Source organism: Streptomyces sp. BR1 (genome assembly GCF_052373795.1).
Taxonomy (GTDB): domain Bacteria; phylum Actinomycetota; class Actinomycetes; order Streptomycetales; family Streptomycetaceae; genus Streptomyces.
Genome location: NZ_CM126252.1, coordinates 2,884,923 through 2,911,178, shown reverse-complemented (window position 1 = coordinate 2,911,178; position 26,256 = coordinate 2,884,923). Strand labels below are relative to the sequence as shown.

The window sequence follows — 26,256 nt, the reverse complement described above, 5'->3', positions numbered from 1 at the left end:
ATTCCGGGCCGGGCCCCGCACCTGTTCGCAGGTGCGGGGCCCGGCTTTTTTGCTGCCCGCGTTCCGGTGGTGCGGGGGTGGGCTTTGTCGCAGCCGCGTCCCAACTGCCCCGGGCGCCCGCGGGGTTGTCGGACCTCTGCGCTACCGTCGATGTCCAGAAGAAAAGGTATTCGAGGGGGATGGCATGAACAGCAGGTCCGTACGGCGTACGTGTGTCTCGCTGGTGGCGGCCGGCGCTGCGCTCGCCGGTGTCACCGCCTGCGGGTCCGGCAGCGGCTCCGGCTCGGCCGCGCCCGCCAAGGAGCAGCACAAGGGGAGCTCGGACTTCAGCCCCGTCGCGGCCCTCCAGGCGGTGCAGAAGAAGACCGACGGGGCCGGCTCCTCGAAGGTCGAGGTGACGATGTCCATGGGCGCCACCATGGGCCTTGAGGGCGCGGGCGACCTGGCGTGGGGCAACGGCATGACCGGCACCATGCGCATGAAGTACACGCAGGGCACGATGGCCCAGACGATGAAGCAGATAGGCGCCGAGAGCATCGACGCCCGCTATCTGCGCGACGCCTACTTCGCCAACATGGGCCCCGCCTTCGCCCAGTCCGTCGGCGGCAAGCACTGGATCCGCTACGGCTACGACGACATGGCCAAGCTGATGGGCCCGAGCGGCGCCGTCATGAAGGACCAGATGCAGAACTCGACGCCCCAGCAGGGCGTGAAGGTGCTGCTGGCCTCGGGCGACGTCAAGAAGGTCGGCACCGAGGACGTGCGCGGTGTGCAGGCCACGCACTACTCGGGCACGGTCGACCTCGCCAAGCTGGTGGGCTCCAGCTCCGGGCTCGACGCCAAGACGCTGGACGCGTTCAAGGCGCAGATGACCCAGAGCGGCATCAGCACGGACACCGTCGACATCTGGGTGGACAAGGACGACCTGCTGGTCAAGAAGACCGAGCGCGCGGCGACCAAGAACGGCGAGCTGAACACCACGGCGTTCTACTCGGACTACGGCGTCAAGGTCGACGTCCAGGCCCCGCCGGCCGCCGACACCCTGGACTTCACGACCCTGATCAAGCCCAAGAGCCCGACCCAGCAGCAGGGCTGAGCCCGGGTCTTAATCCGTCCCACCTGTCACAGCGGTCGGATACGGTGGCGGGAGAACGCCTGATCGGAAAGCTCGCGACCCGGGGGAACGAAGGCCGCGACACGGGGGAACAGGGGAAACAAGGGGTGGGACGCATGACCAGGACCGGATGGACGAGGGCGGGGCTCTCGCTGGCGACGGCCGCCGCTGTGGTGGCCGGGGCCGCGGGCTGCGGCGGTGGCGACGGCAGGAAGGCGGACGGCGCGGCCAAGAAGCCGGTCGTGGGCGAGCAGTCGCGTACGGACGCGCAGCAGATGCTGACGGCGGCCTTCAAGAAGACCTCGGCCGCGAAGTCCGCGAAGGTCAGGATGAGCATGTCGATGCCGGCCGCCATGGGGGAGGACGCGGGCGACACCCAGGTCACCGGCGTCATGGCGTGGAACCCGACGTCGATGGACCTGACCGTGGTCAACTCCTCGCCCAAGACCAAGGCGGCGGGCGCCCCCGACAAGGTGCGCATGGTCTGGCTCGGCAACGTCATGTACATGGACGCGAGCTCGATGGGCACCGAGGCCGCCAAGGACCTCGACGGCAAGCACTGGATCAAGATCGACCTGGCGTCCGCGGCCAAGATGTCCGGCGGCAACGACCAGCTCACCAAGTCGATGACGTCCGGCCTGGAGAACATGAACCAGGACCCGTCCCAGCAGCTCGCCCTGCTGCTCGACTCGCCCAACCTGAAGCACCTGGGCGCCGAGCAGGCGGACGGGGTCGCGACCGAGCACTACAAGGGCACGCTCACCATCGACGAGATGGCGGCGAGCAACAAGATGCTCGACACCCTGGGCCCCAAGGAGCGCGAGCAGCTCCTCGCCAACATGAAGAAGACGGGCGTCAAGGGCTACGACACCGAGGTCTGGGTCAACAAGGACGGCTACCCGGTCAAGATGGACGTCAACATGGACAGCCCCCAGGGCAAGGTCACGACGTCCACGCACTACTCGGACTACGGCACGAAGGCCGAGGTCAAGGCCCCCGAGGCGGCCGACACCCTGGACCTGTTCGAGATGCTGAAGGGCCTGGGCGACCTGGGCAAGAACGGCACCCCGGGCTCGGCCTGACCGTCCCGTACGACGGGATCCGACCGTCCCGTACGACCGGATTTGCTCGATCCGCCAACCGTCACGTACTCTTCCACAGAAGCCAAAGACCGCTGGTCGTTGCCGTGCCTTCGCAAGAGGGGGCGGTGGCCGAAGGATCCGCTGTACGCGGACGACCCGCGCAGGTGACTGTGGAAAGTTCCCGGACTCGTTCCGGTCGAGCTACGCCCCGTGCACTTGCGCCGGGGCGTTTCGTTTTTCGCAGCCCCTTCTGAGCGGTCCTCATCACCCGGAAGGAGGCCGACGCACTATGCCGACGCCCAACAAGGCTGCATCGGTAGCCGAGCTCAAGGACGCGTTCCAGAGCTCGAACGCCGCCGTGCTGACCGAGTACCGGGGTCTCACCGTCGCGCAGCTCAAGACGCTGCGTCGCTCTCTCGGTGAGAACGCCCAGTACGCCGTGGTGAAGAACACGCTGACCAAGATTGCGGCCAACCAGGCCGGGATCACCGCGCTGGACGAGCACTTCGCTGGTCCGACCGCGGTCGCCTTCATCACCGGTGACCCGGTGGAGTCGGCGAAGAGCCTGCGTGACTTCGCCAAGGACAACCCGAACCTCATCATCAAGGCGGGTGTCCTTGATGGTAAGGCGCTCACCGCCGATGAGATCAAGAAGCTCGCGGACCTCGAGTCCCGCGAGGTTCTGCTCAGCAAGCTGGCCGGCGCGTTCAAGGGCAAGCAGTCCCAGGCTGCCTCGCTCTTCCAGGCGCTGCCGTCGAAGTTCGTCCGCACCGCGGAAGCGCTTCGCGTCAAGCTCGCCGAGCAGGGCGGTGCCGAGTAATTCGGCTCGCGCATTGATCCGCGCCGCCTAGTGCGCGGGTCGTAGCGGGCCGTTACGCCCGCCTCTATATACATCCGGCACCTGCCGAATTAGTGGAAGGATCGCCCATCATGGCGAAGCTCTCTCAGGACGACCTCCTCGCCCAGTTCGAGGAGATGACCCTCATCGAGCTCTCCGAGTTCGTCAAGGCCTTCGAGGAGAAGTTCGACGTCACCGCCGCCGCGGCCGTCGCCGTTGCCGGCCCCGCCGCCGGTGGCCCCGCCGCCGAGGCCGAGGAGGAGAAGGACGAGTTCGACGTCATCCTCACCGGTGCGGGCGACAAGAAGATCCAGGTCATCAAGGTCGTGCGTGAGCTGACCTCCCTGGGCCTGAAGGAGGCCAAGGACCTCGTCGACGGCACCCCGAAGCCGGTCCTGGAGAAGGTCAACAAGGAGGCCGCCGAGAAGGCTGCCGAGTCCCTCAAGGCTGCCGGTGCGGCCGTCGAGGTCAAGTGACCTTGTGAGTCTTCTGACTCTTCGTGCGTGACGTCCTCGGGCGTGTAACGCGCACACACTGAAGGGCGATCACCCATCCGGGTGGTCGCCCTTCGGCGTACCCGGGCGGCGCCGTCACGGCTGCCTTGCGCGGGGGACGACAGGGAGTATGGTGATCATCGCCGTACGCCCCGTGTGCGCCTCGTAGCCGTACGAGCAGTCACGGAGCGATCTCCGCGGAGCTGAGGGGTCTTGACGAACCGCACGCAGCGCGCAATTCTCAGGACGCGTCGTCACATCGATCCGGATCCGAGGCATGGATCGAAGACGAAGAGGGCAGTATCGATGTGCGCCTCACAGCGCGTGGCTTGCGAGGTACTGAGAAGAACAATGAGGGTCGCGAAAAATCCGCCCTGGACATCAGTGGGCCGAGTGGCTACACTGTCCCTTTGCGCTGCCTGTTAGCTGCCCCCTGCCCGTCACCAGGGGCATGCCCTCGCTTGAGCACCTCGGATTGAACCGCCCTGACCTGGCCTTCTCCGGCTGAATCGGGAAACGTCTTTCTCTGTGCCCACGTGGGACCGGTACGCGCGTAGTGAGTCCGAGCCCTCGGAAGGACCCCCTCTTGGCCGCCTCGCGCAACGCCTCGACCGCCAATACGAACAACGGCGCCAGCACCGCCCCGCTGCGCATCTCCTTTGCAAAGATCAAGGAGCCCCTCGAGGTTCCGAACCTCCTTGCGCTGCAAACCGAGAGCTTTGACTGGCTGCTCGGCAATGCCGCTTGGAAGTCTCGCGTCGAGGCCGCTCTCGAGAACGGACAGGACGTCCCCACGAAGTCCGGTCTGGAGGAGATCTTCGAGGAGATCTCCCCGATCGAGGACTTCAGCGGGTCGATGTCGCTGACCTTCCGCGACCACCGCTTCGAGCCGCCGAAGAACTCGATCGACGAGTGCAAGGAGCGCGACTTCACGTTCGCGGCCCCGCTCTTCGTCACCGCCGAGTTCACCAACAACGAGACCGGCGAGATCAAGTCCCAGACGGTCTTCATGGGCGACTTCCCGCTCATGACCAACAAGGGCACCTTCGTCATCAACGGCACCGAGCGTGTCGTGGTGTCGCAGCTCGTCCGCTCGCCGGGTGTCTACTTCGACTCCAACATCGACAAGACGTCCGACAAGGACATCTTCACGGCCAAGATCATCCCGTCCCGGGGTGCCTGGCTGGAGATGGAGATCGACAAGCGCGACATGGTCGGTGTCCGCATCGACCGCAAGCGCAAGCAGTCCGTGACCGTCCTCCTCAAGGCTCTCGGTTGGACCACCGAGCAGATCCTGGAGGAGTTCGGCGAGTACGAGTCCATGCGCGCCACCCTGGAGAAGGACCACACCCAGGGCCAGGACGACGCGCTGCTCGACATCTACCGCAAGCTGCGCCCGGGCGAGCCGCCGACCCGCGAGGCCGCTCAGACGCTGCTCGAGAACCTCTACTTCAACCCGAAGCGCTACGACCTCGCGAAGGTCGGCCGCTACAAGGTGAACAAGAAGCTCGGCGCGGATGAGCCGCTGGACGCCGGTGTCCTCACCACGGACGACGTCATCGCGACCATCAAGTACCTGGTCAAGCTGCACGCGGGCGAGACCGAGACGGTCGGCGAGTCGGGTCGGAACATCGTCGTCGAGACCGACGACATCGACCACTTCGGCAACCGTCGTCTGCGCAACGTCGGCGAGCTCATCCAGAACCAGGTCCGTACGGGTCTGGCTCGTATGGAGCGCGTCGTGCGCGAGCGCATGACGACCCAGGACGTCGAGGCGATCACGCCGCAGACCCTGATCAACATCCGCCCGGTCGTGGCGTCGATCAAGGAATTCTTCGGCACCTCGCAGCTGTCGCAGTTCATGGACCAGAACAACCCGCTGTCGGGTCTCACCCACAAGCGCCGTCTGTCGGCGCTTGGCCCGGGTGGTCTCTCCCGTGAGCGGGCCGGCTTCGAGGTCCGTGACGTGCACCCGTCTCACTACGGCCGTATGTGCCCGATTGAGACGCCCGAAGGCCCGAACATCGGTCTGATCGGTTCGCTCGCCTCCTACGGCCGCGTCAACGCGTTCGGCTTCATCGAGACGCCGTACCGCAAGGTCGTCGAGGGCCAGGTCACCGACGAGGTCGACTACATCACGGCCGACGAGGAAGACCGCTTCGTCATCGCGCAGGCCAACGCCGCGCTCAACGACGAGCTCCAGCTCACCGAGGCCCGCGTCCTGGTCCGCCGCCGTGGCGGCGAGGTCGACTACGTGCCGCCGGCCGAGGTGGACTACATCGACGTCTCGCCGCGCCAGATGGTGTCGGTCGCGACCGCGATGATCCCCTTCCTCGAGCACGACGACGCCAACCGTGCCCTCATGGGCGCGAACATGATGCGTCAGGCCGTGCCGCTGATTAAGTCCGAGGCGCCGCTCGTCGGCACCGGCATGGAGTACCGCTGCGCCACCGACGCCGGCGACGTGCTCAAGGCCGAGAAGGACGGTGTGGTCCAGGAGGTCTCCGCGGACTACATCACCATCGCCAACGACGACGGCACGTACACCACGTACCGCCTGCACAAGTTCTCCCGCTCGAACCAGGGCACCTCGGTCAACCAGAAGGTTGTCGTGGACGAGGGCGCCCGGGTCATCGCCGGCCAGGTCCTGGCCGACGGTCCGGCGACCGAGAACGGCGAGATGGCGCTGGGCAAGAACCTGCTCGTGGCGTTCATGCCGTGGGAGGGTCACAACTACGAGGACGCGATCATCCTGTCGCAGCGCCTCGTGCAGGACGACGTCCTCTCCTCGATCCACATCGAGGAGCACGAGGTCGACGCCCGTGACACCAAGCTCGGCCCGGAGGAGATCACCCGGGACATCCCGAACGTCTCCGAGGAGGTCCTCGCCGACCTCGACGAGCGCGGCATCATCCGTATCGGTGCCGAGGTCGTCGCCGGCGACATCCTCGTCGGCAAGGTCACGCCCAAGGGTGAGACCGAGCTGACGCCGGAGGAGCGCCTGCTCCGCGCGATCTTCGGTGAGAAGGCCCGCGAGGTCCGTGACACCTCGCTGAAGGTGCCGCACGGCGAGACCGGCAAGGTCATCGGCGTCCGCGTCTTCGACCGCGAGGAGGGCGACGAGCTTCCCCCCGGTGTGAACCAGCTGGTGCGCGTGTACGTGGCGCAGAAGCGCAAGATCACCGATGGTGACAAGCTCGCCGGCCGTCACGGCAACAAGGGCGTCATCTCGAAGATCCTGCCGATCGAGGACATGCCGTTCCTGGAGGACGGCACCCCGGTCGACATCATCCTCAACCCCCTGGGTGTCCCGTCCCGAATGAACCCGGGACAGGTCCTGGAGATCCACCTCGGCTGGCTCGCCAGCCGCGGCTGGGACGTCTCGGGCCTCGCCGACGAGTGGGCCCAGCGCCTGCAGTCGATCGGCGCGGACCAGGTCGCCCCCGGCACCAACGTCGCCACCCCGGTCTTCGACGGTGCCCGTGAGGACGAGATCGCCGGTCTCTTCGAGGCCACGATCCCGAACCGTGACGGTGACCGCCTGGTCCAGCCGTCCGGCAAGGCGCAGCTCTTCGACGGCCGCTCCGGCGAGCCGTTCCCGGACCCGATCTCGGTCGGGTACATGTACATCCTGAAGCTGCACCACCTGGTCGACGACAAGCTGCACGCCCGCTCGACCGGTCCGTACTCGATGATCACCCAGCAGCCGCTGGGTGGTAAGGCCCAGTTCGGTGGCCAGCGCTTCGGTGAGATGGAGGTGTGGGCGCTGGAGGCTTATGGCGCCGCGTACGCCCTCCAGGAGCTGCTGACCATCAAGTCCGACGACGTCACCGGCCGTGTGAAGGTCTACGAGGCCATCGTCAAGGGCGAGAACATCCCCGAGCCCGGCATTCCCGAGTCCTTCAAGGTGCTCATCAAGGAAATGCAGTCGCTCTGCCTCAACGTGGAGGTGCTGTCCTCGGACGGTATGTCCATCGAGATGCGCGACACGGACGAGGACGTCTTCCGCGCTGCGGAGGAGCTCGGTATCGACCTGTCCCGGCGCGAGCCGAGCAGCGTCGAAGAGGTCTGACGGGTCTGACGGGGGCTCGTAAGAGCCCCCGTCGTCCCCGGACCCCCCTCAGACCATCTTGAAGAATCGACCCCGAAAGAGGGATTGACGACAAGTGCTCGACGTCAACTTCTTCGACGAGCTGCGGATCGGCCTCGCCACTGCTGACGACATCCGTCAGTGGTCCCACGGTGAGGTCAAGAAGCCGGAGACCATCAACTACCGCACCCTCAAGCCCGAAAAGGACGGACTCTTCTGCGAGAAGATCTTCGGTCCGACCCGGGACTGGGAGTGCTACTGCGGCAAGTACAAGCGCGTCCGCTTCAAGGGCATCATCTGTGAGCGCTGCGGCGTCGAGGTGACCCGCGCCAAGGTGCGTCGTGAGCGGATGGGCCACATCGAGCTTGCCGCTCCCGTGACCCACATCTGGTACTTCAAGGGCGTCCCGTCGCGCCTTGGCTACCTGCTCGACCTCGCGCCGAAGGACCTTGAGAAGGTCATCTACTTCGCCGCGTACATGATCACGTTCGTGGACGAGGAGCGCCGTACGCGCGACCTGCCGTCGCTGGAGGCGCACGTCTCCGTCGAGCGTCAGCAGATCGAGAACCGCCGCGACTCGGACCTCGAAGCCCGCGCCAAGAAGCTCGAGACGGACCTCGCCGAGCTTGAGGCCGAGGGCGCCAAGGCCGACGTGCGCCGCAAGGTGCGCGAGGGTGCCGAGCGTGAGATGAAGCAGCTGCGCGACCGTGCGCAGCGCGAGATCGACCGTCTGGACGAGGTCTGGTCGCGCTTCAAGAACCTCAAGGTCCAGGACCTCGAGGGCGACGAGCTGCTCTACCGCGAGCTGCGTGACCGCTTCGGCACGTACTTCGACGGCTCGATGGGTGCCGCTGCCCTGCAGAAGCGCCTGGAGACCTTCGACCTCGACGAGGAGGCCGAGCGCCTCCGCGAGATCATCCGTACCGGCAAGGGCCAGAAGAAGACCCGTGCGCTCAAGCGCCTCAAGGTCGTCTCCGCGTTCCTGCAGACCAGCAACAGCCCCAAGGGCATGGTGCTCGACTGCGTGCCGGTCATCCCGCCGGACCTCCGTCCGATGGTGCAGCTGGACGGTGGCCGCTTCGCGACCTCCGACCTGAACGACCTGTACCGCCGTGTGATCAACCGCAACAACCGTCTGAAGCGTCTGCTCGACCTCGGTGCCCCCGAGATCATCGTGAACAACGAGAAGCGGATGCTCCAGGAGGCGGTCGACGCCCTCTTCGACAACGGCCGTCGTGGTCGCCCGGTCACGGGCCCCGGCAACCGTCCGCTGAAGTCCCTGAGCGACATGCTCAAGGGCAAGCAGGGTCGATTCCGTCAGAACCTGCTTGGTAAGCGTGTGGACTACTCCGCGCGTTCCGTGATCGTCGTCGGTCCGCAGCTGAAGCTGCACCAGTGTGGTCTGCCGAAGGCCATGGCGCTGGAGCTCTTCAAGCCGTTCGTGATGAAGCGCCTGGTCGACCTGAACCACGCGCAGAACATCAAGAGCGCCAAGCGGATGGTCGAGCGCGGCCGCACGGTCGTCTACGACGTCCTCGAAGAGGTCATCGCCGAGCACCCGGTTCTGCTGAACCGTGCGCCCACGCTGCACCGCCTCGGCATCCAGGCCTTCGAGCCGCAGCTGGTCGAGGGCAAGGCCATCCAGATCCACCCGCTCGTCTGCACCGCGTTCAACGCGGACTTCGACGGTGACCAGATGGCCGTCCACCTGCCGCTCTCCGCGGAGGCGCAGGCCGAGGCCCGCATCCTGATGCTGTCCTCGAACAACATCCTCAAGCCGGCCGACGGCCGTCCGGTGACGATGCCGACGCAGGACATGGTCCTGGGTCTGTTCTTCCTCACCACCGACGGCGAGCTGCGTGACACCAAGGGCGAGGGCCGCGCGTTCGGCTCCACGGCCGAGGCGATCATGGCGTTCGACGCCGGTGAGCTCGCGCTGCAGTCGGCGATCGACATCCGCTTCCCGATCGGCACCGTGCCGCCGCGCGAGTGGACCCCGCCGGTCGAGGAGGAGGGCGAGACGACCTGGCAGCAGGGCGACTCGTTCCGTCTGCGCACGTCGCTGGGCCGCGCGCTCTTCAACGAGCTGTTGCCCGAGGACTACCCGTTCGTCGACTACTCGGTGGGCAAGAAGCAGCTCTCCGAGATCGTCAACGACCTGGCCGAGCGCTACCCCAAGGTCATCGTGGCGGCGACGCTCGACAACCTGAAGGCGGCGGGCTTCTACTGGGCGACCCGTTCCGGTGTCACCGTGGCCATCTCCGACGTCGTGGTCCCCGAGGCCAAGAAGGCGATCGTCGCGGGCTACGAGGCGCAGGACGAGAAGGTCCAGAAGCAGTACGAGCGCGGTCTGATCACCAAGGACGAGCGCACGCAGGAGCTCATCGCGATCTGGACCAAGGCGACCAACGAGGTTGCCGAGGCGATGAACGCGAACTTCCCGAAGACGAACCCCATCTTCATGATGGTTGACTCGGGTGCCCGAGGAAACATGATGCAGATGCGTCAGATCGCGGGTATGCGTGGTCTGGTGTCGAACGCGAAGAACGAGACCATCCCGCGTCCGATCAAGGCGTCCTTCCGTGAGGGCCTCACCGTTCTGGAGTACTTCATCTCCACGCACGGTGCCCGTAAGGGTCTGGCGGACACCGCCCTGCGTACCGCCGACTCGGGTTACCTGACCCGTCGTCTGGTGGACGTCTCGCAGGACGTGATCATCCGCGAGGAGGACTGTGGCACCGACCGCGGCCTCAAGCTGAAGATCGCGGTGCGCGGCGAGGACGGTGTGCTCCGCAAGACGGAGGACGTCGAGACCTCGGTCTACGCCCGTATGCTCGCCGAGGACGTCGTCGTCGACGGCAAGGTCATCGCGCCGGCCAACGTGGACCTCGGTGACGTGCTCATCGACGCGCTGGTCAACGCGGGCGTCGAGGAGGTCAAGACCCGCTCGGTCCTGACCTGTGAGTCGGCCGTCGGCACCTGTGCCTTCTGCTACGGCCGTTCGCTGGCCACCGGCAAGCTGGTCGACATCGGTGAGGCGGTCGGCATCATCGCCGCCCAGTCCATCGGTGAGCCCGGTACCCAGCTGACGATGCGTACCTTCCACACCGGTGGTGTGGCCGGTGACGACATCACCCAGGGTCTGCCCCGTGTCGTCGAGCTCTTCGAGGCTCGTACGCCCAAGGGTGTCGCCCCGATCTCGGAGGCCAAGGGCCGTATCCGGATCGAGGAGACCGAGAAGACCAAGAAGATCGTCGTCACTCCGGACGACGGCAGCGACGAGACGGCGTTCCCGATCTCGAAGCGTGCCCGTCTGCTGGTGGGCGAGGGCGACGCGGTCGACGTGGGCCAGAAGCTCACCGTCGGTGCGACCAACCCGCACGACGTGCTGCGGATCCTCGGTCAGCGCGCGGTCCAGGTCCACCTGGTCGGCGAAGTCCAGAAGGTCTACAACTCGCAGGGCGTGTCGATCCACGACAAGCACATCGAGATCATCATCCGGCAGATGCTGCGCCGTGTGACGATCATCGAGTCCGGCGACGCGGAGCTGCTGCCGGGCGAGCTCGTCGAGCGCTCGAAGTTCGAGACCGAGAACCGTCGGGTCGTGACGGAAGGCGGCCACCCGGCCTCCGGCCGTCCGCAGCTGATGGGTATCACCAAGGCCTCGCTGGCGACGGAATCCTGGCTGTCGGCCGCCTCCTTCCAGGAGACGACCCGAGTCCTGACGGATGCGGCGATCAACGCCAAGTCCGACAGCCTCATCGGCCTCAAGGAGAACGTCATCATCGGTAAGCTCATCCCGGCCGGTACGGGTCTGTCCCGCTACCGCAACATCCGGGTCGAGCCGACCGAGGAGGCCAAGGCCGCGATGTACTCGGCCGTCGGCTACGACGACATCGACTACTCGCCGTTCGGCACTGGCTCCGGCCAGGCCGTCCCGCTGGAGGACTACGACTACGGTCCGTACAACCAGTAAGGCGTACGTCTGAACCGAAGGGCGCCCACTCCGTTTCACACGGGGTGGGCGCCCTTCGGCGTATCGTGGGTGGCGCTTGTCGAACGCATATTCGAAAGGCGGTTGCGGCCCATGGTGATGAGCGCCCAGGAGCGGCTGGTGGAGGTGGTGGTGGCCGCGGTGGAGGTGGCCGCCGAGGCGGGGGAGTCCGGGGCGTACACCGCCGATGTCGGTCGCACCCTCGGGGCGGTCGTGGCGAAGGTGGGCGCGCGGATCGCGATCGACGGGGAGGCGCGCGGGTTCAGCAGCGGCTGGCGGGAGGCGATGGCGTGCGCCGCCGGCGGCGCGGAGGGCGGCGGACGGGTGGTGCGGATGCCGGTGCGCGGGGGTGACGGGGAGGTTACCCCTGGGTAAGGTGTACGGGCCCCGGGTGTTGCGGGGGCGCACGCTGTGACCTTGCGAGCGTGCACGCAAACAGGGATGAGCGCGACAAGCCCCGGAATCCCGCCACAAAATCCTTACACCGGTGGCCGGACGGGCCATTAATTCCTTGCGCGCAAGCGCGATAGTCTGGTCCTTGCTTCGGAGGGAGGCGATCACGATGACCACCAGCGAGCTGGACCGGTTCGCGACCTGGGTCGAAGAGCTGATCCGTCGGCGCGGCTTCGACATCGACAGCCCGCGCGGTGGCGGCAGGTCGCGCCTCGCCGACGAGGCCGGGGTCCACCGGGCCGCCGTCACCCGACTGCTGCAGCGCCAGAGCATGCCGGACCTGGAGACGACGCGGCGCCTCGCGCATGTGCTTGAGGTGCCTGTACGGGAGATGCTGATCCGTTCCGGACGGCTGACGGAGGAGGACCTTCCGCTCCCGGCCCTGCGTGGGCCCTCGGCCCCGTCCTGGCAGCTCACTCTGGAGGAGGCCGCGGTGGGGCTCGGCGTGCCGCCTGAGCAGCGGGCGATGTTCATCAAGGTCGCGGGGCAGTTCCTGCCGGATGCGGCGACGCGGGGGTCCGTGGAGTCGCGGTAGGCGCCTTGTTGTTCGGCTGCGGGCCGTCTTGGGCTGGTCGCGCGGTTCCCCGCGCCCCTGTAGGTGACCCGGAACCGCAGTCGTGACCCCTCCGCGGTCGCACACAGTCGTAAGCTGACACGGCCTGGCAGCGATGGGGACGCGAGAGAGAGCCGTGCATGGCTGAGAGCGACGGGATCTCCCGGCCCAGCGGCGACCGGGCCGGGCGTGCGGGCCGCGATCCCGAGGACCTCCCGCGGCCTTACGAGCCTCCCGAGGAGCCCGACAGGCCCGCCGGGCTGCCACCGCCCCCGGACGACCTGCCGGGGCTCCTCGCCGCCCTCGGGGCCCACCTGGAACGCCACTCCGCCGAGGAGCTGGTCGTCCTGTTACGTGCCGAGGTGGAGAACCGCGAGCTGCGCGCGTACGCGGCCGGCTGGCGGGACGCGGCGGCCCAGTACCAGCGCGCCCTCGACGAGACGGCCTCGGCCGCACGGGCGCGTTCCTTACGCCGGGCGGGCCGCCGCGCAGGGCAGGGCGAGGTCATCCCGCTGCGCCGCGACCTCCCGCAGCAGGCCGAGCCCCGTACCTCGCAGGCCGACGACGGGATACCCGGCGGCGCCGCAGTCGAACAGGGGCGTGCTCCGGAGCCCGGCGCCGCGCCCGAGCGCGACCCCGGGCGCCCCGGTCTCGTACGCAAGAGTCCGCACTCCAAGGTGCCCACCATCCCCCGGCTGGCCGCGCCCAGGCGGGAGCGGGGCAAGGGGGGCGCGGAGCCGCCGGAGGAGGGGCCCGGGTGAGACGCGTCTCACCGGTCCCTCGGGGTGTCCCGCGTGTGGGTATTTGTTTTGACCCAAGTCGATGAGGTAGGTACGCTCAGACCTTGTGCCTGGGGTGTGCCTGGGCTCCCCTGCGTGCCTACGTCCGCAGGACGAGCTCGTCAACGGCCACCGCAATCTGCGCTTTCTCCGTGCCCTCGGCGAGAGCTTGCAGTATTCGACACACCCGACCGCGTGGGTCGGCGACGTTCCAGGTTAGTTTCACCAACGGCACACAGAAACCGGAGAAGTAGTGCCTACGATCCAGCAGCTGGTCCGGAAGGGCCGGCAGGACAAGGTCGAGAAGACGAAGACGCCCGCGCTTGAGGCTTCGCCCCAGCGCCGCGGCGTCTGCACGCGTGTTTTCACCACCACCCCGAAGAAGCCGAACTCGGCGCTGCGGAAGGTCGCGCGTGTGCGTCTGACCTCCGGCATCGAGGTCACGGCCTACATTCCGGGTGAGGGTCACAACCTGCAGGAGCACTCGATCGTGCTCGTGCGTGGTGGCCGTGTGAAGGACCTGCCGGGTGTTCGTTACAAGATCATCCGCGGTGCGCTTGACACGCAGGCTGTCAAGAACCGCAAGCAGGCCCGCAGCCGCTACGGCGCCAAGAAGGAGAAGTAAGAATGCCTCGTAAGGGCCCCGCCCCGAAGCGCCCGGTCATCATCGACCCGGTCTACCAGTCTCCTCTTGTCACGTCGCTGATCAACAAGATCCTGCTGGACGGCAAGCGCTCCACCGCCGAGCGCATCGTCTACGGCGCCATGGAAGGCCTCCGCGAGAAGACGGGCAACGACCCGGTCATCACGCTGAAGCGCGCGCTGGAGAACGTCAAGCCGTCGCTTGAGGTCAAGTCCCGCCGTGTCGGTGGCGCGACCTACCAGGTTCCGGTCGAGGTCAAGCCGGGTCGTCAGTCGACCCTGGCCCTCCGCTGGCTCGTGGGTTACTCCCGCGCCCGCCGCGAGAAGACCATGACCGAGCGCCTGATGAACGAGCTTCTCGACGCTTCGAACGGCCTCGGTGCGGCCGTCAAGAAGCGTGAGGACACGCACAAGATGGCCGAGTCCAACAAGGCCTTCGCGCACTACCGCTGGTAGTCGCAACCCACATCGAGACCGAGAGAAGACTGAGCCGATATGGCTACCACTTCGCTTGACCTGGCCAAGGTGCGCAACATCGGCATCATGGCCCACATCGACGCGGGCAAGACGACCACCACCGAGCGCATCCTGTTCTACACCGGTGTGTCTTACAAGATCGGTGAGGTCCACGACGGCGCTGCCACGATGGACTGGATGGAGCAGGAGCAGGAGCGCGGCATCACCATCACGTCCGCCGCGACGACCTGCCACTGGCCGCTCGAGGACGTCGACCACACCATCAACATCATCGACACCCCGGGTCACGTGGACTTCACGGTCGAGGTGGAGCGTTCGCTCCGCGTCCTCGACGGTGCCGTCACCGTGTTCGACGGTGTCGCGGGTGTGGAGCCGCAGTCCGAGACGGTCTGGCGTCAGGCCGACCGTTACGGCGTGCCGCGCATCTGCTTCGTCAACAAGCTCGACCGCACCGGCGCCGAGTTCCACCGCTGTGTCGACATGATCGTGGACCGCCTCGGCGCCACCCCGATCGTCATGCAGCTGCCGATCGGTGCCGAGGCCGACTTCAAGGGCGTTGTGGACCTGGTCCGCATGAAGGCCCTGGTCTGGTCCGCGGAAGCGACCAAGGGCGAGATGTACGACGTCGTCGACATCCCCGACACGCACACCGAGGCCGCTGAAGAGTGGCGCGGCAAGCTGGTCGAGACCGTCGCGGAGAACGACGAAGAGATCATGGAGCTCTTCCTCGAGGGCGTCGAGCCCACCGAGGAGCAGCTGTACGCCGCGGTCCGTCGTATCACCATCGCGTCCGGCAAGGGCGGGGACACCACGGTGACCCCCGTCTTCTGCGGCACCGCGTTCAAGAACAAGGGCGTTCAGCCCCTGCTCGACGCGGTCGTGCGCTACCTGCCCTCGCCCCTGGACGTCGAGGCCATCGAGGGCCACGACGTCAAGGACGCCGAGACCGTCGTGAAGCGCAAGCCGTCGGACGACGAGCCGCTGTCGGCCCTCGCGTTCAAGATCGCGAGCGACCCGCACCTCGGCAAGCTCACCTTCATCCGGATCTACTCCGGTCGCCTGGAGGCCGGCACCTCGGTGCTGAACTCCGTCAAGGGCAAGAAGGAGCGCATCGGCAAGATCTACCGTATGCACGCGAACAAGCGTGAGGAGATCGACGCGGTGGGCGCCGGCGACATCGTCGCCGTCATGGGCCTGAAGCAGACCACCACCGGTGAGACGCTGTGCGACGAGAAGAACCCGGTGATCCTGGAGTCCATGGACTTCCCGGCCCCGGTCATCCAGGTCGCCATCGAGCCCAAGTCCAAGGGTGACCAGGAGAAGCTGGGTGTCGCCATCCAGCGTCTCGCGGAGGAGGACCCCTCCTTCCAGGTTCACTCGGACGAGGAGACCGGCCAGACCATCATCGGTGGTATGGGCGAGCTTCACCTCGACGTCCTCGTCGACCGTATGCGTCGCGAGTTCAAGGTCGAGGCGAACGTCGGCAAGCCGCAGGTCGCGTACCGCGAGACGATCCGCAAGGCCGTCGAGCGTCACGACTACACCCACAAGAAGCAGACCGGTGGTACCGGTCAGTTCGCCAAGGTGCAGATCGCGATCGAGCCCATCGAGGGCGGCGAGGCGTCGTACGAGTTCGTGAACAAGGTCACCGGTGGCCGCATCCCCCGGGAGTACATCCCGTCGGTGGACGCGGGTGCCCAGGAGGCCATGCAGTTCGGCATCCTGGCCGGCTACGAGATGACTGGCGTCCGCGTCATCCTTCTCGACGGTGGCTACCACGAGGTCGACTCCTCCGAGCTCGCGTTCAAGATCGCCGGTTCGCAGGCGTTCAAGGAGGCCGCGCGCAAGGCCTCCCCGGTGCTCCTTGAGCCCATGATGTCCGTCGAGGTCACCACGCCCGAGGACTACATGGGTGAGGTCATCGGCGACATCAACTCCCGCCGTGGCCAGATCCAGGCCATGGAGGAGCGCAGCGGCGCCCGCGTCGTGAAGGGCCTCGTGCCCCTCTCGGAGATGTTCGGCTACGTCGGAGACCTCCGCAGCAAGACCTCGGGTCGCGCAAGCTACTCGATGCAGTTCGACTCCTACGCCGAGGTTCCGCGGAACGTCGCCGAGGAGATCATCGCGAAGGCCAAGGGCGAGTAACTCTTCGGAGTTCACCCGCTTTAGGCTTGTCACCGGAGTCCGGCGGGGCATTCGCCGCAATGCGAGAGTATTGCGGCGAATGCCCCCGGACCCGGCATCCCAGCAAAGATCACCTGGCGCCGATGAAGCAAGGCGTACAGAACCACTCCGCAGGAGGACTCAGTGGCGAAGGCAAAGTTCGAGCGGACTAAGCCGCACGTCAACATCGGCACCATCGGTCACATTGACCACGGTAAGACGACCCTCACGGCCGCCATTACCAAGGTGCTGCACGACGCGTACCCGGACCTGAACGAGGCCTCGGCCTTCGACCAGATCGACAAGGCTCCCGAGGAGCGCCAGCGCGGTATCACGATCTCGATCGCGCACGTCGAGTACCAGACGGAGTCGCGTCACTACGCGCACGTCGACTGCCCGGGTCACGCCGACTACATCAAGAACATGATCACGGGTGCCGCGCAGATGGACGGCGCCATCCTCGTGGTCGCCGCCACCGACGGCCCGATGCCGCAGACCAAGGAGCACGTGCTCCTGGCCCGCCAGGTCGGCGTTCCGTACATCGTCGTCGCCCTGAACAAGGCCGACATGGTGGACGACGAGGAGATCCTGGAGCTCGTCGAGCTCGAGGTCCGTGAGCTCCTCTCCGAGTACGAGTTCCCGGGCGACGACCTGCCGGTCGTCAAGGTCTCGGCGCTCAAGGCGCTCGAGGGCGACAAGGAGTGGGGCCAGTCGGTCCTGAACCTGATGGCCGCCGTCGACGAGTCGATCCCGCAGCCCGAGCGTGACGTCGACAAGCCGTTCCTGATGCCGATCGAGGACGTCTTCACGATCACCGGTCGTGGCACCGTCGTCACCGGTCGTATCGAGCGTGGTGTCCTCAAGGTCAACGAGACCGTCGACATCATCGGCATCAAGACCGAGAAGACCACCACCACGGTCACCGGCATCGAGATGTTCCGCAAGCTGCTCGACGAGGGCCAGGCCGGTGAGAACGTCGGTCTGCTCCTCCGTGGCATCAAGCGCGAGGACGTCGAGCGCGGCCAGGTCATCATCAAGCCCGGTTCGGTCACGCCGCACACCGAGTTCGAGGCCCAGGCGTACATCCTGTCCAAGGACGAGGGTGGCCGTCACACGCCGTTCTTCAACAACTACCGCCCGCAGTTCTACTTCCGTACCACGGACGTGACCGGCGTCGTTACCCTCCCCGAGGGCACCGAGATGGTCATGCCGGGCGACAACACCGCCATGACGGTCGCGCTGATCCAGCCGGTCGCCATGGAGGAGGGCCTGAAGTTCGCCATCCGTGAGGGTGGCCGGACCGTGGGCGCCGGCCAGGTCGTCAAGATCACGAAGTAATTCGTGTTCTGACCTGGTGGCTCACAGCTGAGCACCAAGAAGGGCCCCGCACCGAGAGGTGCGGGGCCCTTCGCTGTTCTACGCGTCCATCCGGCGCTGTCTTACGTGTTCATCCGGCGGCGTGCACAGAGGTCCCGCCGGTCCCCAGCGCCCACACCCAGGGCGTCCCGTCCACACCGAGCCCGACGGCGACCGGGCCGCGTGCGGTGAGGTGGAGGGTCGGCGCGTCGACGGGCACCACGCCCGGGGGACGGGTCCGGCGCCCGTCCCCGACCAGCGCCTGGACCCGCCCCTTGGCGTCCTTGCCGAGCACGACGAGGCCGTCCTTGGGGGAGTGGAGCGCGCCGACGGGCCCGTATCCGTCGAACTTCGGGCTGTTCGTGTCGGGCGAGCTCCCGTCCGCGCGTATGGAGACGAGCTTGGGGTCGGCCGGGGCGAGCCCCTTGCCCTTGGTCTTACGGGGGTCGGTGAGGGTGCGGTAGAGCAGCTGTATGCCGTTGCCGTCCGGCAGCCCGACGGCGGCGGGCGCGTCGACGGCCAGCGGGAGCCGGGGCCCGCTCTTCACATACGCGAGGGGCTGCCCGGGAGCGTCCTGGGCCCAGTGGTGGACGAAGTCGTAGCCGGGCGCGAAGAGATGGACGCGTCCGTCGGAGTCGACGGCGGTACCGAGCCCGTCCTGAACGATCTGCCCCCCGAGATCGACCCACGGCCCCCATGAGCCACTTATTTCGCGTATCCGCGTGCTGACACCCTTGTCGGCGTTGCGCAGGAAGAGATGGACGCGGCCGTCGGGGGCGGTGACGGCGACGGGGGAGCCGATGCGGCGCCCGCGATCATCACCGCGTTCGGGGTTGCCGAGCCCGCGCCAGGCGGTGAACTTCCCACCGGGCGTGGCCTGTTCGAGCAGTACGACCTCACGGGTGTTGGCCCCGGCGCGCCCGGCGACGGAGGAGAACCGCAGCCCGAACAGCAGCTGGCGCCCGTCCTTGAGGGCGGCGCCGCCGAGTACAGGCGCGAGCGGCCCGCCGCCGAGGTCGTCGGGCGCGCCGAACCGTCCGCTGCCGGGCGCGGTCTCGCGCCACCGTACGGCCCGGAGCCCGAGCACGCCGTACGCGGCGAGGCGTCCGTCGGGCTCGTTGCCGACGACGGGCCGGGGCCCGGGGAAGCGGTAGTGGGTCGAGCGGACCCACCCCTTCCAGTTGGTGAGGGGCCGCTTCCCGCCGACGTTGTAGTCCCCGCAGCCACCGGGATTGCCGCACTTCCAGTCCGGGGCGCCGCCGTAGGGGACCAGATGGGCGGCCTTCTCGGCAAGGACGTCCGGGGGGAGGTTCTTGGGCCAGTGCCGGTTGTAGTAAGCGCGATACGAGGTAACGGCGAATCCGGGGATCGGCTTGCGCTGCTGGGTGGCCTGGGAGACATACCGCACCATCCCGGCCCAGGCGAAGGAGGCGGCGGCGGTGTGGTCGGCGTGGTCGGCGTAGCCGGGCTGCTCGCTGTCGTGCTGCCGCGTCTTCTCGGTGCTGTGCTGGATGTCCGGATCCGGGTCGAGGGTCTGGACGAGCGTGGGCGCGTACGTGTCGAGCAGCCCGGCGACGACCTCGACGAGTTCGTCGTACGTGTACGGGGTGGCGGCGGTGACCGGCGACCCCGTGGCGATGACGACGGGCAGGGTGAGGGCCCGGTCCTCCCAGAGACTGGGCAACCCCATGCGGCCGCCGCGCAGGGTGTGCATGGCGGTGTTGAGGAAGACGAGCTCGACGTGACGGCCGTTGTGGACGAGGGTGTTGACCTCGGCGGTGTGCCCGCCGCGCAGCTTGAGGATGTCCTTCTGCCAGGGCGTGAAGAGCGGCAGCCCGAGCAGCGCGGCATAGGCCTGCCGAAGTCCTTGGTGCCGGGCGGAGGAGTAGGCGGCCTTGTCGAAGTGCATGGTCGAGGGATCGCTGACGACCCGGTTGTCCCCGTTGGCCTCGCCGCCGGTGAGGTACACGCTGACGATCCTGGCGCCGCCGTCGAGGGCGTGCTGGGTGTCGGGGTTCATGAAGTACAGGTCGTCGTCGGGATGCGCCACGATCTGCATCAACACGGCCCGCAGCCCGGCCGCGACGGGCTGCCCGGGCGCGGCGGTGGGGCTGTCGTCCCGGTGCCGCTGAGAGGCGGGCACGGAACACGACCCGACGGCGGCGGCGACCCCGGCGGCGGCAGCGGTGCCGAGCACGGCACGCCGACCCGGCCGAAGCCGCCGACCCGCCCCACCGGCCTTGCCTGCTCCGGCGGCCCGGCTTTCCCTGCTTCCTCCGAAGCTTCCTCCGAACACGTACGTTCCCCGTTCCCGTCCAATTCTTCGGCTCTTTGGTCGCCGAACTAGACGGATGGAAAGGGTCGCCGGTTGCTCGAAGTAATTCGATTATGGGGCGGTTTGAATTGTGGCCCATTTCGTTTTGAACGGAGTTTTCTTCGTGGCCACTTTCTCTTTGTCTGCGGGGCGGCGGGCCACTCCGGCGGGGCCACTCCGGCGACGGACTACGCGTACCGGGGGAGGCCGTCCGTCGAGATCGTCCAGTCGGCGATGGTCACGTCCTCGCCGTACATGTCGTGGACGATGCCTTCCTTCGTCTTATTCACGCTAAGCGGCCTCCGTCAGGTCGGTTCGGCAGCCACGGCAGCGGCCGGGGGCAGGAGCACGGAAGGCGAGGTCGCAGCCTTCGCAGTTCTGGAGCGGATCCGTCCGGGCGGCCGTCGGGGCCACGGGGAGGGGTGGCGGCAGCAGTACGGCCAGGCGGTGGGCGAGCAGGGCAGCCGGGTGGCGCAGGGGTTCCGGGAGGTTCGCCGTCAGGGCGCGGCGTACGGCATCGGGCTCGGCCCCGCGTTCCAGCCAGGCCGCGACGCCGGGTGTGAGACGGCAGACGTCCCGTTCGGCGAGCAGGAGCCGGGGGTCGTGGCGGCGCAGGTCGGAGAGTAAGTCGGCGGCGGCGTGGTGGTGTTGGGTGTCCGGGGTGTCGGGGTGGGGGAGCGGTGCGGGTGGCGGTGGTGCGGGCTCCGCGCGCGGTGCCGGCGGCGGCGCGGGTGCTGGGGTGGCTCGGACAGGAGGGGAGGCACCTCCCGGCCGGGCTGCGGGCCGGGCCTCCGGCTCGGCTCCCGGCTGGTTGTACGAGACCGTCCGCGTGACGATCCGCCCGCTGGGCAGCCGCTCGCGGGTCCGCTCCAGATAGCCGTACGCCTCTAACTCGCGCAGAGCGGCGGCGATACGGGTCTCGCTCTCCGGGAAGCGCTCCGCGAGCGTCTTGATGCCGACGCGGGCTCCGGTGGGCAGCGACTGGATGTGGAGGGCGAGCCCGATCGCGGTGAGGGAGAGTCCGCGGTGCTGGGCGAGGTGGTTGCCGACGACGGTGTAGCGGCTGGTATGCCGGATGTTGACGTGGACGACACCAGATCGGGCGGTGCCGTCGGGAATCGGGGACATGGCGCGCGAAGGCGCGCTAGGGTGCTGGAAAGCCATCGGGAAGCGTCCTTCTTCCTCGGTGGTCAGGCCCTCGATCGGGATTGCGAGTCCCGGCCGGGGGCCGACGCATGTCTGGAGTTGTCGCGTCAGCTGTTGCGCTGCTGCGTTGTCGCGGCGAGCATATGCCACCCAACTGCCCAGAAATCCAGCCCAGTTGGGGCAGGTCACTCGTGTGAGTGACGGGAGGTTGGAGGGGTTGGGAAGGGTGTTTCCCCTCCGGGATGGAAAGCCTTTGATGTCGTGGGGCGCCGCGTCGCGGACGGCCGTATCGCGGACGACCGGGTCGTGGCTGTCACGACTCGGTGAGGGGCAGTTCGGCGGGTGGCACCCGGAACCGCAGGCCGAAGATCGCGAAGGCCGGGGCTCCCGCGAAGGGGAGTCCCGGCCTTCGCCGGTCGCGTGGTCTGCGGCTACTACTGCGCGAAGATCTCTTCGGCGGTCGTGGCAGTGATCGCGCGGTCGAACCAGCGGCTGAGGGCGTCGAGGTCGCCGCAGGTGGCGATGCGCTCGCGGGCCTCGTCGGGGACATCGACGCCGCGGTGGTCCAGGACGTGCAGGATGTCCTCGGCGCGGCTCTCGGCGATGCCTTGGGCGCGGCCCTCGGCACGGCCCTCGGCACGGGCCTCGGCGCGGATCTCCTCCGAGATCGGCGACGAGAAGAACGAAAGATCCTTGATCACCAGGTCCCTCCACAGTTTCGAAGCGGTCGGCACATCGGAGAGGCCCTGTGCGAGAAGCTCGGTCGAAGCGGGGGCGGGTCTGAGCTGACCGAACCCGCCCCGGCGCTGTGTGTCGGCGTGCCGGGGCTACTCATCCGCGAAGACCTCGTCGGTGGAGGACGCGGTGAGGGCTCGGTCGAGCCAGTGACGCAGGAGGTCTAGGTCGTCGCAGGTGGTGATGTGTTCCCGCGCCTCGTCGGGGACGTCGATGCCGCGCCGCTCCAAGATGAACAGGATGTCCTCAGACCGACTTGCGGCCTGCCCTTCGGCTCGTCCCTCGGCGCGGAGTTCCTGGGAAAGGGGCGACTTGTAGAAAGAGAGGTCCACGGCCACCAGTTTCCTCCATAGTTCTGCGGCTGGGTACTTGCCCAGGCCCTGTGCGATGAGTTCGATGATCGGGTCGGCGATGTTCGACGGTGTGTCCCGCAGAACGGTCGTCATTGATTTGAGTATGGTCCCGATGTCCGGGTTCGTGACGTGGGTGATCGTGGACAGCGTGGCGAGCGCGAGGTCCTTGCGGGCCTCGGCCGGATCGGTGATCACAGGCACGTTGTGCGGTCCCGCGACGAGCGGGCGCAGGGTGAGCAGGGGCCACTGGCGAGGGCCGAAGACGACTGGTCGCGCCGCCCATTCGGCGGTGGCGCGGTCCTGGCAGACGATCAGCAGCATCGGCTGCAGCCGGTACTTCGTGAGCAGGTACGAGGCGTAGTACGCCCAGCTTGCGGGCTTGTCCGGGTCCTTCTTGCCCTGGGCCTCGACGGCGAGGAGAAGCGGCTCGTCGCCCTCCGTCTCCAGCCGTAGCAACGTGTCCAGGCGGCGTTCGAGCGGGCGGGGCTCGGTGAGGTCGGTCGGAAGGACGGTGACCGAGGTGGGCGGGGTGAAATCGATGCCGAGCACCTCGGAGACACGCGAGAACAGCCCCGGGTGGTCCTGGAAGATGCGGTGCATCGCCTCGTGGGGCGAGCTGACCATGTGGGTTCCTGCGAGGGTGAGGTGGCAGAGGGAAGCGGTATTGCCATCGGCACATGCCGGAAGAGATCTCCCATGAGCGTAGGAGCACAACACGGCTCGATAGAGGCCGAGTTGGTGAAGTTCACCTGGAGTGGTGAGCCTGGCGGCAGGCGATCTCTCGTGGACGCCGAGCCCCGGGCGGCTTCGTCGCGCAGTTGGGGCATGGGGTGCCGTCGAACCGGTGATGTTCACCCGTGTGAGTGAGGGAGCTCGGCGGGTGGGACGCCGAGTTCTGCCCACACCGTTTTGCGGGGGACCGGGCCGGGGGTGACGCCCCAGCGCGTGGCCAGCGCCTCGACCAGGAGCAGGCCGCGCCCCGACGCGGAGTCGGTGGACGGCGCTTGCGGGCGTGGGAGTTCGTCACCGCGTGTGTCCGTGACCTCGATACGGAGTACGCCGCCGTCGACCCGCAGGGCGAGGAGGAAGTCCCGCCCGGCGAGGCGGCCGTGCGTGGCCGCGTTGGCGGCGAGTTCGGCCACGATGTGCGCCGCGTCCCCGGCGGTCCCGTACGGCAGTTCCCAGGTCCGCAGCCACTCGGCGGCGAGCAGGCGCGCGAGCCGCGCGCCGCGCGGCGTGGGGGACAGCAGAACGCTGAAGTGGCGGGCAGGGGCCGGGAGTTGGGTGGATTCCTGGTTCACGTCACTGAGCGTGGCCGGATGCGCCTACGGTGAACAGTGACGGAGTCGGTGCGTACGGTGACTGTCCGGTTGTTGTCCCGCTCTGTCTTGTCTGTACGGCGAGTACGACGGCACGGCGGAGGCGGTGGTCGGGATGGGTGCGGACGGCGAGGGTGCGGACGAGGCCGGCTGGGACGTGGAACCCGGGGACGAGATCGCGCCGGTGGTGGAGGCGGTGGGGCGCCAGGTCAAACTCCGGCGTGAGGCGGCCGGGATGCGGGTGCCGGAGTTCGGGGAGGCGATCGGATACGGCGAGGACCTGATCCGCAAGGTGGAACGCGGGGTGCGCATTCCGCGCCCGGAGTTCCTGGACAAGGTGGACGAGGTGCTGGGCGCGGACGGCCTCGTATCGGCCATGAAGAAGGACGTGGAGAAGGCCCGCTACCCGAAGAAGGTCCGGGAACTGGCGAAGCTGGAGGCCCGGGCGGTCGAGCTTCAGCTCTACAGCAACCACAATCTGCATGGGTTGTTGCAGACGGAGGAGTACGCGCGGGCGCTGCTGGGGACTTGGCGGCCCACGTACTCACCGGATGATCTGGAGCGGCTGCTGTCCGCGCGGATGGCTCGAAAGTCCATCTATGGCAGGTCCCCCGCGCCTGAACTCAGCTTTGTGCAGGAGGAGGTGACATTGACCCGCCCCATCGGGGGAACAATGGTGCTGCGCCGCCAGCTCGAACACCTGTTGGAGGTCGCCGAGTTGCCGTACGTCGAGTTTCAGGTGATGCCGACATCTCGGGCGGACCACCCGGGAACTGTTGGGCGAATCCAGGTGCTCAAGTTCGGGGACGGTTCGGCTGTGGGCCGTACCGACGGTGAGTTCGGTGGCCGTCCGGTCTCCGACCCGAGGTACCTCCGGGTTCTCGAACTGCGGTATGGCATCATCCGGGCCCGGGCTCTGACACCGGAGGAGTCACGGGCCTTCATCGAGCAAGCGCTGGGAGAGACATGATCCGTAAGCCCTCAGCAGGTGACGTGGTCGAGCTGGTGTGGTTCAAGAGCAGCTACAGCAGCAGTAGCGAAGGTGACGACTGCGTCGAGGTCGCGCTGGAGTGGCGCAAGAGCAGCTACAGCGACAGCAGTAACGGCGAGGACTGCGTCGAGATCGCCGCCACCCCCGACCTCGTGCACGTCCGCGACTCCAAGAACATCGAAGGCCCTCGCCTCGGCTTCACCCCGCAGGCATGGGGCGACTTCATCGCGTACGCGCACGCGCACGTCTGAGTAGGGGTACTCATGCACGGAACTGCGGCTGGTCGGGGTCGCCAACCCACAGGGCCTGACGTGGAGTTACGCGTACGACACGGCCGGGCGGGTGGTGTCCGAGACGGACTTCGACGGGCGGGTGCTGGCGTATTCGTACGACGCGGCCGGTGACCTGTCGGCCCGTACGAACGGCCTCGGCGAGACGATCCGATACGAGCGGAACGCACTGGGCCAGGTCGTCCGCAAGGACGCGGCCGGCGCCGTCACGACCTACGAGTACGACCTCTCCGACCGCCTCGCCCTCGCGGCCAACCCGGACGCGACGGTGACGTGGCTGCGGGACCGGGCGGGGCGGCTGAGGGCCGAGACGGTGAACGGCCGGAGGCTGTCGTTCTCGTACGACGAGCTGGGACGGCGGGTCGGCCGTACGACGCCGGGAGGCGCGGCGAGCGCATGGAGCTACGACGCGGCGGGGCGTAGGGCAGACCTGACGACGTCGGGGCGGAGGCTGTCCTTCACGTACGACGGAGTGGGGCGGGAGCTGAGCCGGGCGGTCGGTGAGGTCGGCGTCTCGCACGTGTACGACGACCTGGGCCGACTCACTGGGCAGTCGGTGACGGGCGCGGGGGGCCGCCGGGTCCAGCACCGGGCGTACACCTACCGGCCCGACGGCAACCTGGTCGCGGTCGACGACCAGTTGTCCGGCCCGCGCCGCTTCGACCTGGACGGGGTCGGCCGGGTGACGGCGGTCCACACCCACGACTGGACCGAGCGGTACGCGTACGACGCGGCGGGCAACCAGACGGAGGCGGCCTGGCCCGCGACGCATCCGGGGGCGGAGGCGAGGGGACCGCGTGAGTACGCGGGCACCCGTATCACGCGGGCCGGGGGTGTCCGCTACGAGCACGACGCACAGGGCCGGGTGATCCTGCGCCGACGCACCCGCCTGTCCCGCAAGCCGGACGTCTGGCGGTACGCCTGGGACGCCGAGGACCGCCTGACGTCGGTGACGACGCCCGACGGGGTGGTCTGGCGCTACCGGTACGACCCGCTGGGCCGCCGTGTCGCGAAGGAGTCGGCGTCGGGGGAGCGGGTGCTCTTCACCTGGGACGGGTCGACCCTGTGCGAAC

Annotated in this window: 20 protein-coding genes; 15 read left to right on the top strand and 5 right to left on the bottom strand. The window is 67.8% G+C overall.

Going from position 1 to position 26,256, the window contains the following annotated elements:
• Positions 1–184: 184 nt before the first annotated feature.
• The 13 genes from ACT1U9_RS12465 to tuf all read left to right on the top strand — a co-directional run bounded on the left by ACT1U9_RS12465 (position 185) and on the right by tuf (position 18,017).
• Entirely contained in the window at positions 185–1,096 is a 912-nt protein-coding gene (locus ACT1U9_RS12465; protein WP_444538385.1) for a hypothetical protein, read from the top strand.
• 134 nt (positions 1,097–1,230) lie between these two features.
• Positions 1,231–2,196, top strand: a complete 966-nt coding sequence (locus ACT1U9_RS12460; protein WP_444538384.1) for a hypothetical protein — start codon at positions 1,231–1,233, stop codon at positions 2,194–2,196.
• 289 nt (positions 2,197–2,485) lie between these two features.
• Entirely contained in the window at positions 2,486–3,016 is a 531-nt protein-coding gene (gene rplJ / locus ACT1U9_RS12455) for a 50S ribosomal protein L10 (RefSeq protein ID WP_030008449.1), read from the top strand.
• Positions 3,017–3,126: 110 nt separating this feature from the next.
• Positions 3,127–3,510 carry a 50S ribosomal protein L7/L12 gene (gene rplL, locus ACT1U9_RS12450; protein WP_283142066.1) on the top strand — a complete coding sequence of 128 codons (384 nt, stop codon included), beginning with the start codon at positions 3,127–3,129 and terminating at the stop codon, positions 3,508–3,510.
• Positions 3,511–4,114: 604 nt separating this feature from the next.
• Entirely contained in the window at positions 4,115–7,600 is a 3,486-nt protein-coding gene (gene rpoB, locus ACT1U9_RS12445) for a DNA-directed RNA polymerase subunit beta (protein WP_444538383.1), read from the top strand.
• A gap of 94 nt (positions 7,601–7,694) precedes the next feature.
• Positions 7,695–11,594: a DNA-directed RNA polymerase subunit beta' gene (locus tag ACT1U9_RS12440; RefSeq protein WP_444538382.1), complete on the top strand. Its 3,900-nt coding sequence runs from the start codon at positions 7,695–7,697 to the stop codon at positions 11,592–11,594.
• A gap of 111 nt (positions 11,595–11,705) precedes the next feature.
• The gene (locus ACT1U9_RS12435) at positions 11,706–11,987 is read left to right on the top strand and encodes a hypothetical protein (protein WP_444538381.1); all 282 of its coding nucleotides are present in this window, start codon (positions 11,706–11,708) and stop codon (positions 11,985–11,987) included.
• Between the two features lie 187 nt (positions 11,988–12,174).
• Positions 12,175–12,600 (top strand): helix-turn-helix domain-containing protein, encoded by a 426-nt coding sequence (locus ACT1U9_RS12430; RefSeq protein ID WP_444538380.1) that lies wholly within the window; start codon positions 12,175–12,177, stop codon positions 12,598–12,600.
• 158 nt (positions 12,601–12,758) lie between these two features.
• A complete protein-coding gene (locus tag ACT1U9_RS12425) occupies positions 12,759–13,379 on the top strand; it encodes a hypothetical protein (RefSeq protein ID WP_444538379.1) in 621 nt (206 codons plus the stop codon).
• Between the two features lie 271 nt (positions 13,380–13,650).
• On the top strand, positions 13,651–14,022 hold the full coding sequence (gene rpsL, locus ACT1U9_RS12420) for a 30S ribosomal protein S12 (RefSeq protein ID WP_007265893.1): 372 nt from the start codon (positions 13,651–13,653) through the stop codon (positions 14,020–14,022).
• Between the two features lie 2 nt (positions 14,023–14,024).
• Positions 14,025–14,495, top strand: coding sequence for a 30S ribosomal protein S7 (gene rpsG, locus ACT1U9_RS12415; protein WP_101389595.1), 471 nt, complete (start codon positions 14,025–14,027; stop codon positions 14,493–14,495).
• A gap of 39 nt (positions 14,496–14,534) precedes the next feature.
• Positions 14,535–16,661, top strand: coding sequence for an elongation factor G (gene fusA, locus ACT1U9_RS12410; RefSeq protein WP_444538378.1), 2,127 nt, complete (start codon positions 14,535–14,537; stop codon positions 16,659–16,661).
• A gap of 162 nt (positions 16,662–16,823) precedes the next feature.
• A complete protein-coding gene (gene tuf / locus ACT1U9_RS12405; protein WP_444538377.1) occupies positions 16,824–18,017 on the top strand; it encodes an elongation factor Tu in 1,194 nt (397 codons plus the stop codon).
• Between the two features lie 109 nt (positions 18,018–18,126).
• Here the strand turns inward: tuf and ACT1U9_RS12400 are convergent, their stop codons facing one another.
• From ACT1U9_RS12400 to ACT1U9_RS12380, 5 genes are all read right to left on the bottom strand, one after another.
• On the bottom strand, positions 18,127–20,232 hold the full coding sequence (locus tag ACT1U9_RS12400; protein ID WP_444538376.1) for a PIG-L family deacetylase: 2,106 nt from the start codon (positions 20,230–20,232) through the stop codon (positions 18,127–18,129).
• Between the two features lie 408 nt (positions 20,233–20,640).
• Complete coding sequence (locus ACT1U9_RS12395; protein WP_444538375.1) at positions 20,641–21,477, bottom strand: helix-turn-helix domain-containing protein; 837 nt, start codon at positions 21,475–21,477, stop codon at positions 20,641–20,643.
• Positions 21,478–21,929: 452 nt separating this feature from the next.
• The gene (locus ACT1U9_RS12390) at positions 21,930–22,196 is read right to left on the bottom strand and encodes a hypothetical protein (RefSeq protein ID WP_444538374.1); all 267 of its coding nucleotides are present in this window, start codon (positions 22,194–22,196) and stop codon (positions 21,930–21,932) included.
• Positions 22,197–22,322: 126 nt separating this feature from the next.
• Entirely contained in the window at positions 22,323–23,207 is an 885-nt protein-coding gene (locus tag ACT1U9_RS12385) for a hypothetical protein (RefSeq protein ID WP_444538373.1), read from the bottom strand.
• 227 nt (positions 23,208–23,434) lie between these two features.
• A complete protein-coding gene (locus tag ACT1U9_RS12380) occupies positions 23,435–23,884 on the bottom strand; it encodes an ATP-binding protein (protein ID WP_444538372.1) in 450 nt (149 codons plus the stop codon).
• 133 nt (positions 23,885–24,017) lie between these two features.
• On the opposite strand from ACT1U9_RS12380, the gene ACT1U9_RS12375 reads away from it, so the two are divergent.
• Complete coding sequence (locus ACT1U9_RS12375; RefSeq protein WP_444538371.1) at positions 24,018–24,872, top strand: helix-turn-helix domain-containing protein; 855 nt, start codon at positions 24,018–24,020, stop codon at positions 24,870–24,872.
• On the top strand, positions 24,869–25,144 hold the full coding sequence (locus ACT1U9_RS12370) for a DUF397 domain-containing protein (RefSeq protein ID WP_444538370.1): 276 nt from the start codon (positions 24,869–24,871) through the stop codon (positions 25,142–25,144). Before ACT1U9_RS12375 ends, ACT1U9_RS12370 begins: the two co-directional genes overlap by 4 nt.
• Positions 25,145–26,256: the final 1,112 nt, after the last annotated feature.

Excerpts from the sequence above, each read along its gene's own strand:
- ACT1U9_RS12385 (WP_444538373.1), bottom strand. The coding sequence starts at position 23,207 with ATGGTCAGCTCGCCCCACGAGGCGATGCACCGCATCTTCCAGGACCAC.
- ACT1U9_RS12435 (WP_444538381.1), top strand. The coding sequence starts at position 11,706 with ATGGTGATGAGCGCCCAGGAGCGGCTGGTGGAGGTGGTGGTGGCCGCG.
- ACT1U9_RS12425 (WP_444538379.1), top strand. The coding sequence starts at position 12,759 with ATGGCTGAGAGCGACGGGATCTCCCGGCCCAGCGGCGACCGGGCCGGG.
- rplL (WP_283142066.1), top strand. The coding sequence starts at position 3,127 with ATGGCGAAGCTCTCTCAGGACGACCTCCTCGCCCAGTTCGAGGAGATG.
- fusA (WP_444538378.1), top strand. The coding sequence starts at position 14,535 with ATGGCTACCACTTCGCTTGACCTGGCCAAGGTGCGCAACATCGGCATC.
- rpsG (WP_101389595.1), top strand. The coding sequence starts at position 14,025 with ATGCCTCGTAAGGGCCCCGCCCCGAAGCGCCCGGTCATCATCGACCCG.
- ACT1U9_RS12375 (WP_444538371.1), top strand. The coding sequence starts at position 24,018 with ATGGGTGCGGACGGCGAGGGTGCGGACGAGGCCGGCTGGGACGTGGAA.
- ACT1U9_RS12370 (WP_444538370.1), top strand. The coding sequence starts at position 24,869 with ATGATCCGTAAGCCCTCAGCAGGTGACGTGGTCGAGCTGGTGTGGTTC.
- rplJ (WP_030008449.1), top strand. The coding sequence starts at position 2,486 with ATGCCGACGCCCAACAAGGCTGCATCGGTAGCCGAGCTCAAGGACGCG.
- ACT1U9_RS12465 (WP_444538385.1), top strand. The coding sequence starts at position 185 with ATGAACAGCAGGTCCGTACGGCGTACGTGTGTCTCGCTGGTGGCGGCC.
- ACT1U9_RS12395 (WP_444538375.1), bottom strand. The coding sequence starts at position 21,477 with ATGTCCCCGATTCCCGACGGCACCGCCCGATCTGGTGTCGTCCACGTC.
- ACT1U9_RS12460 (WP_444538384.1), top strand. The coding sequence starts at position 1,231 with ATGACCAGGACCGGATGGACGAGGGCGGGGCTCTCGCTGGCGACGGCC.
- ACT1U9_RS12430 (WP_444538380.1), top strand. The coding sequence starts at position 12,175 with ATGACCACCAGCGAGCTGGACCGGTTCGCGACCTGGGTCGAAGAGCTG.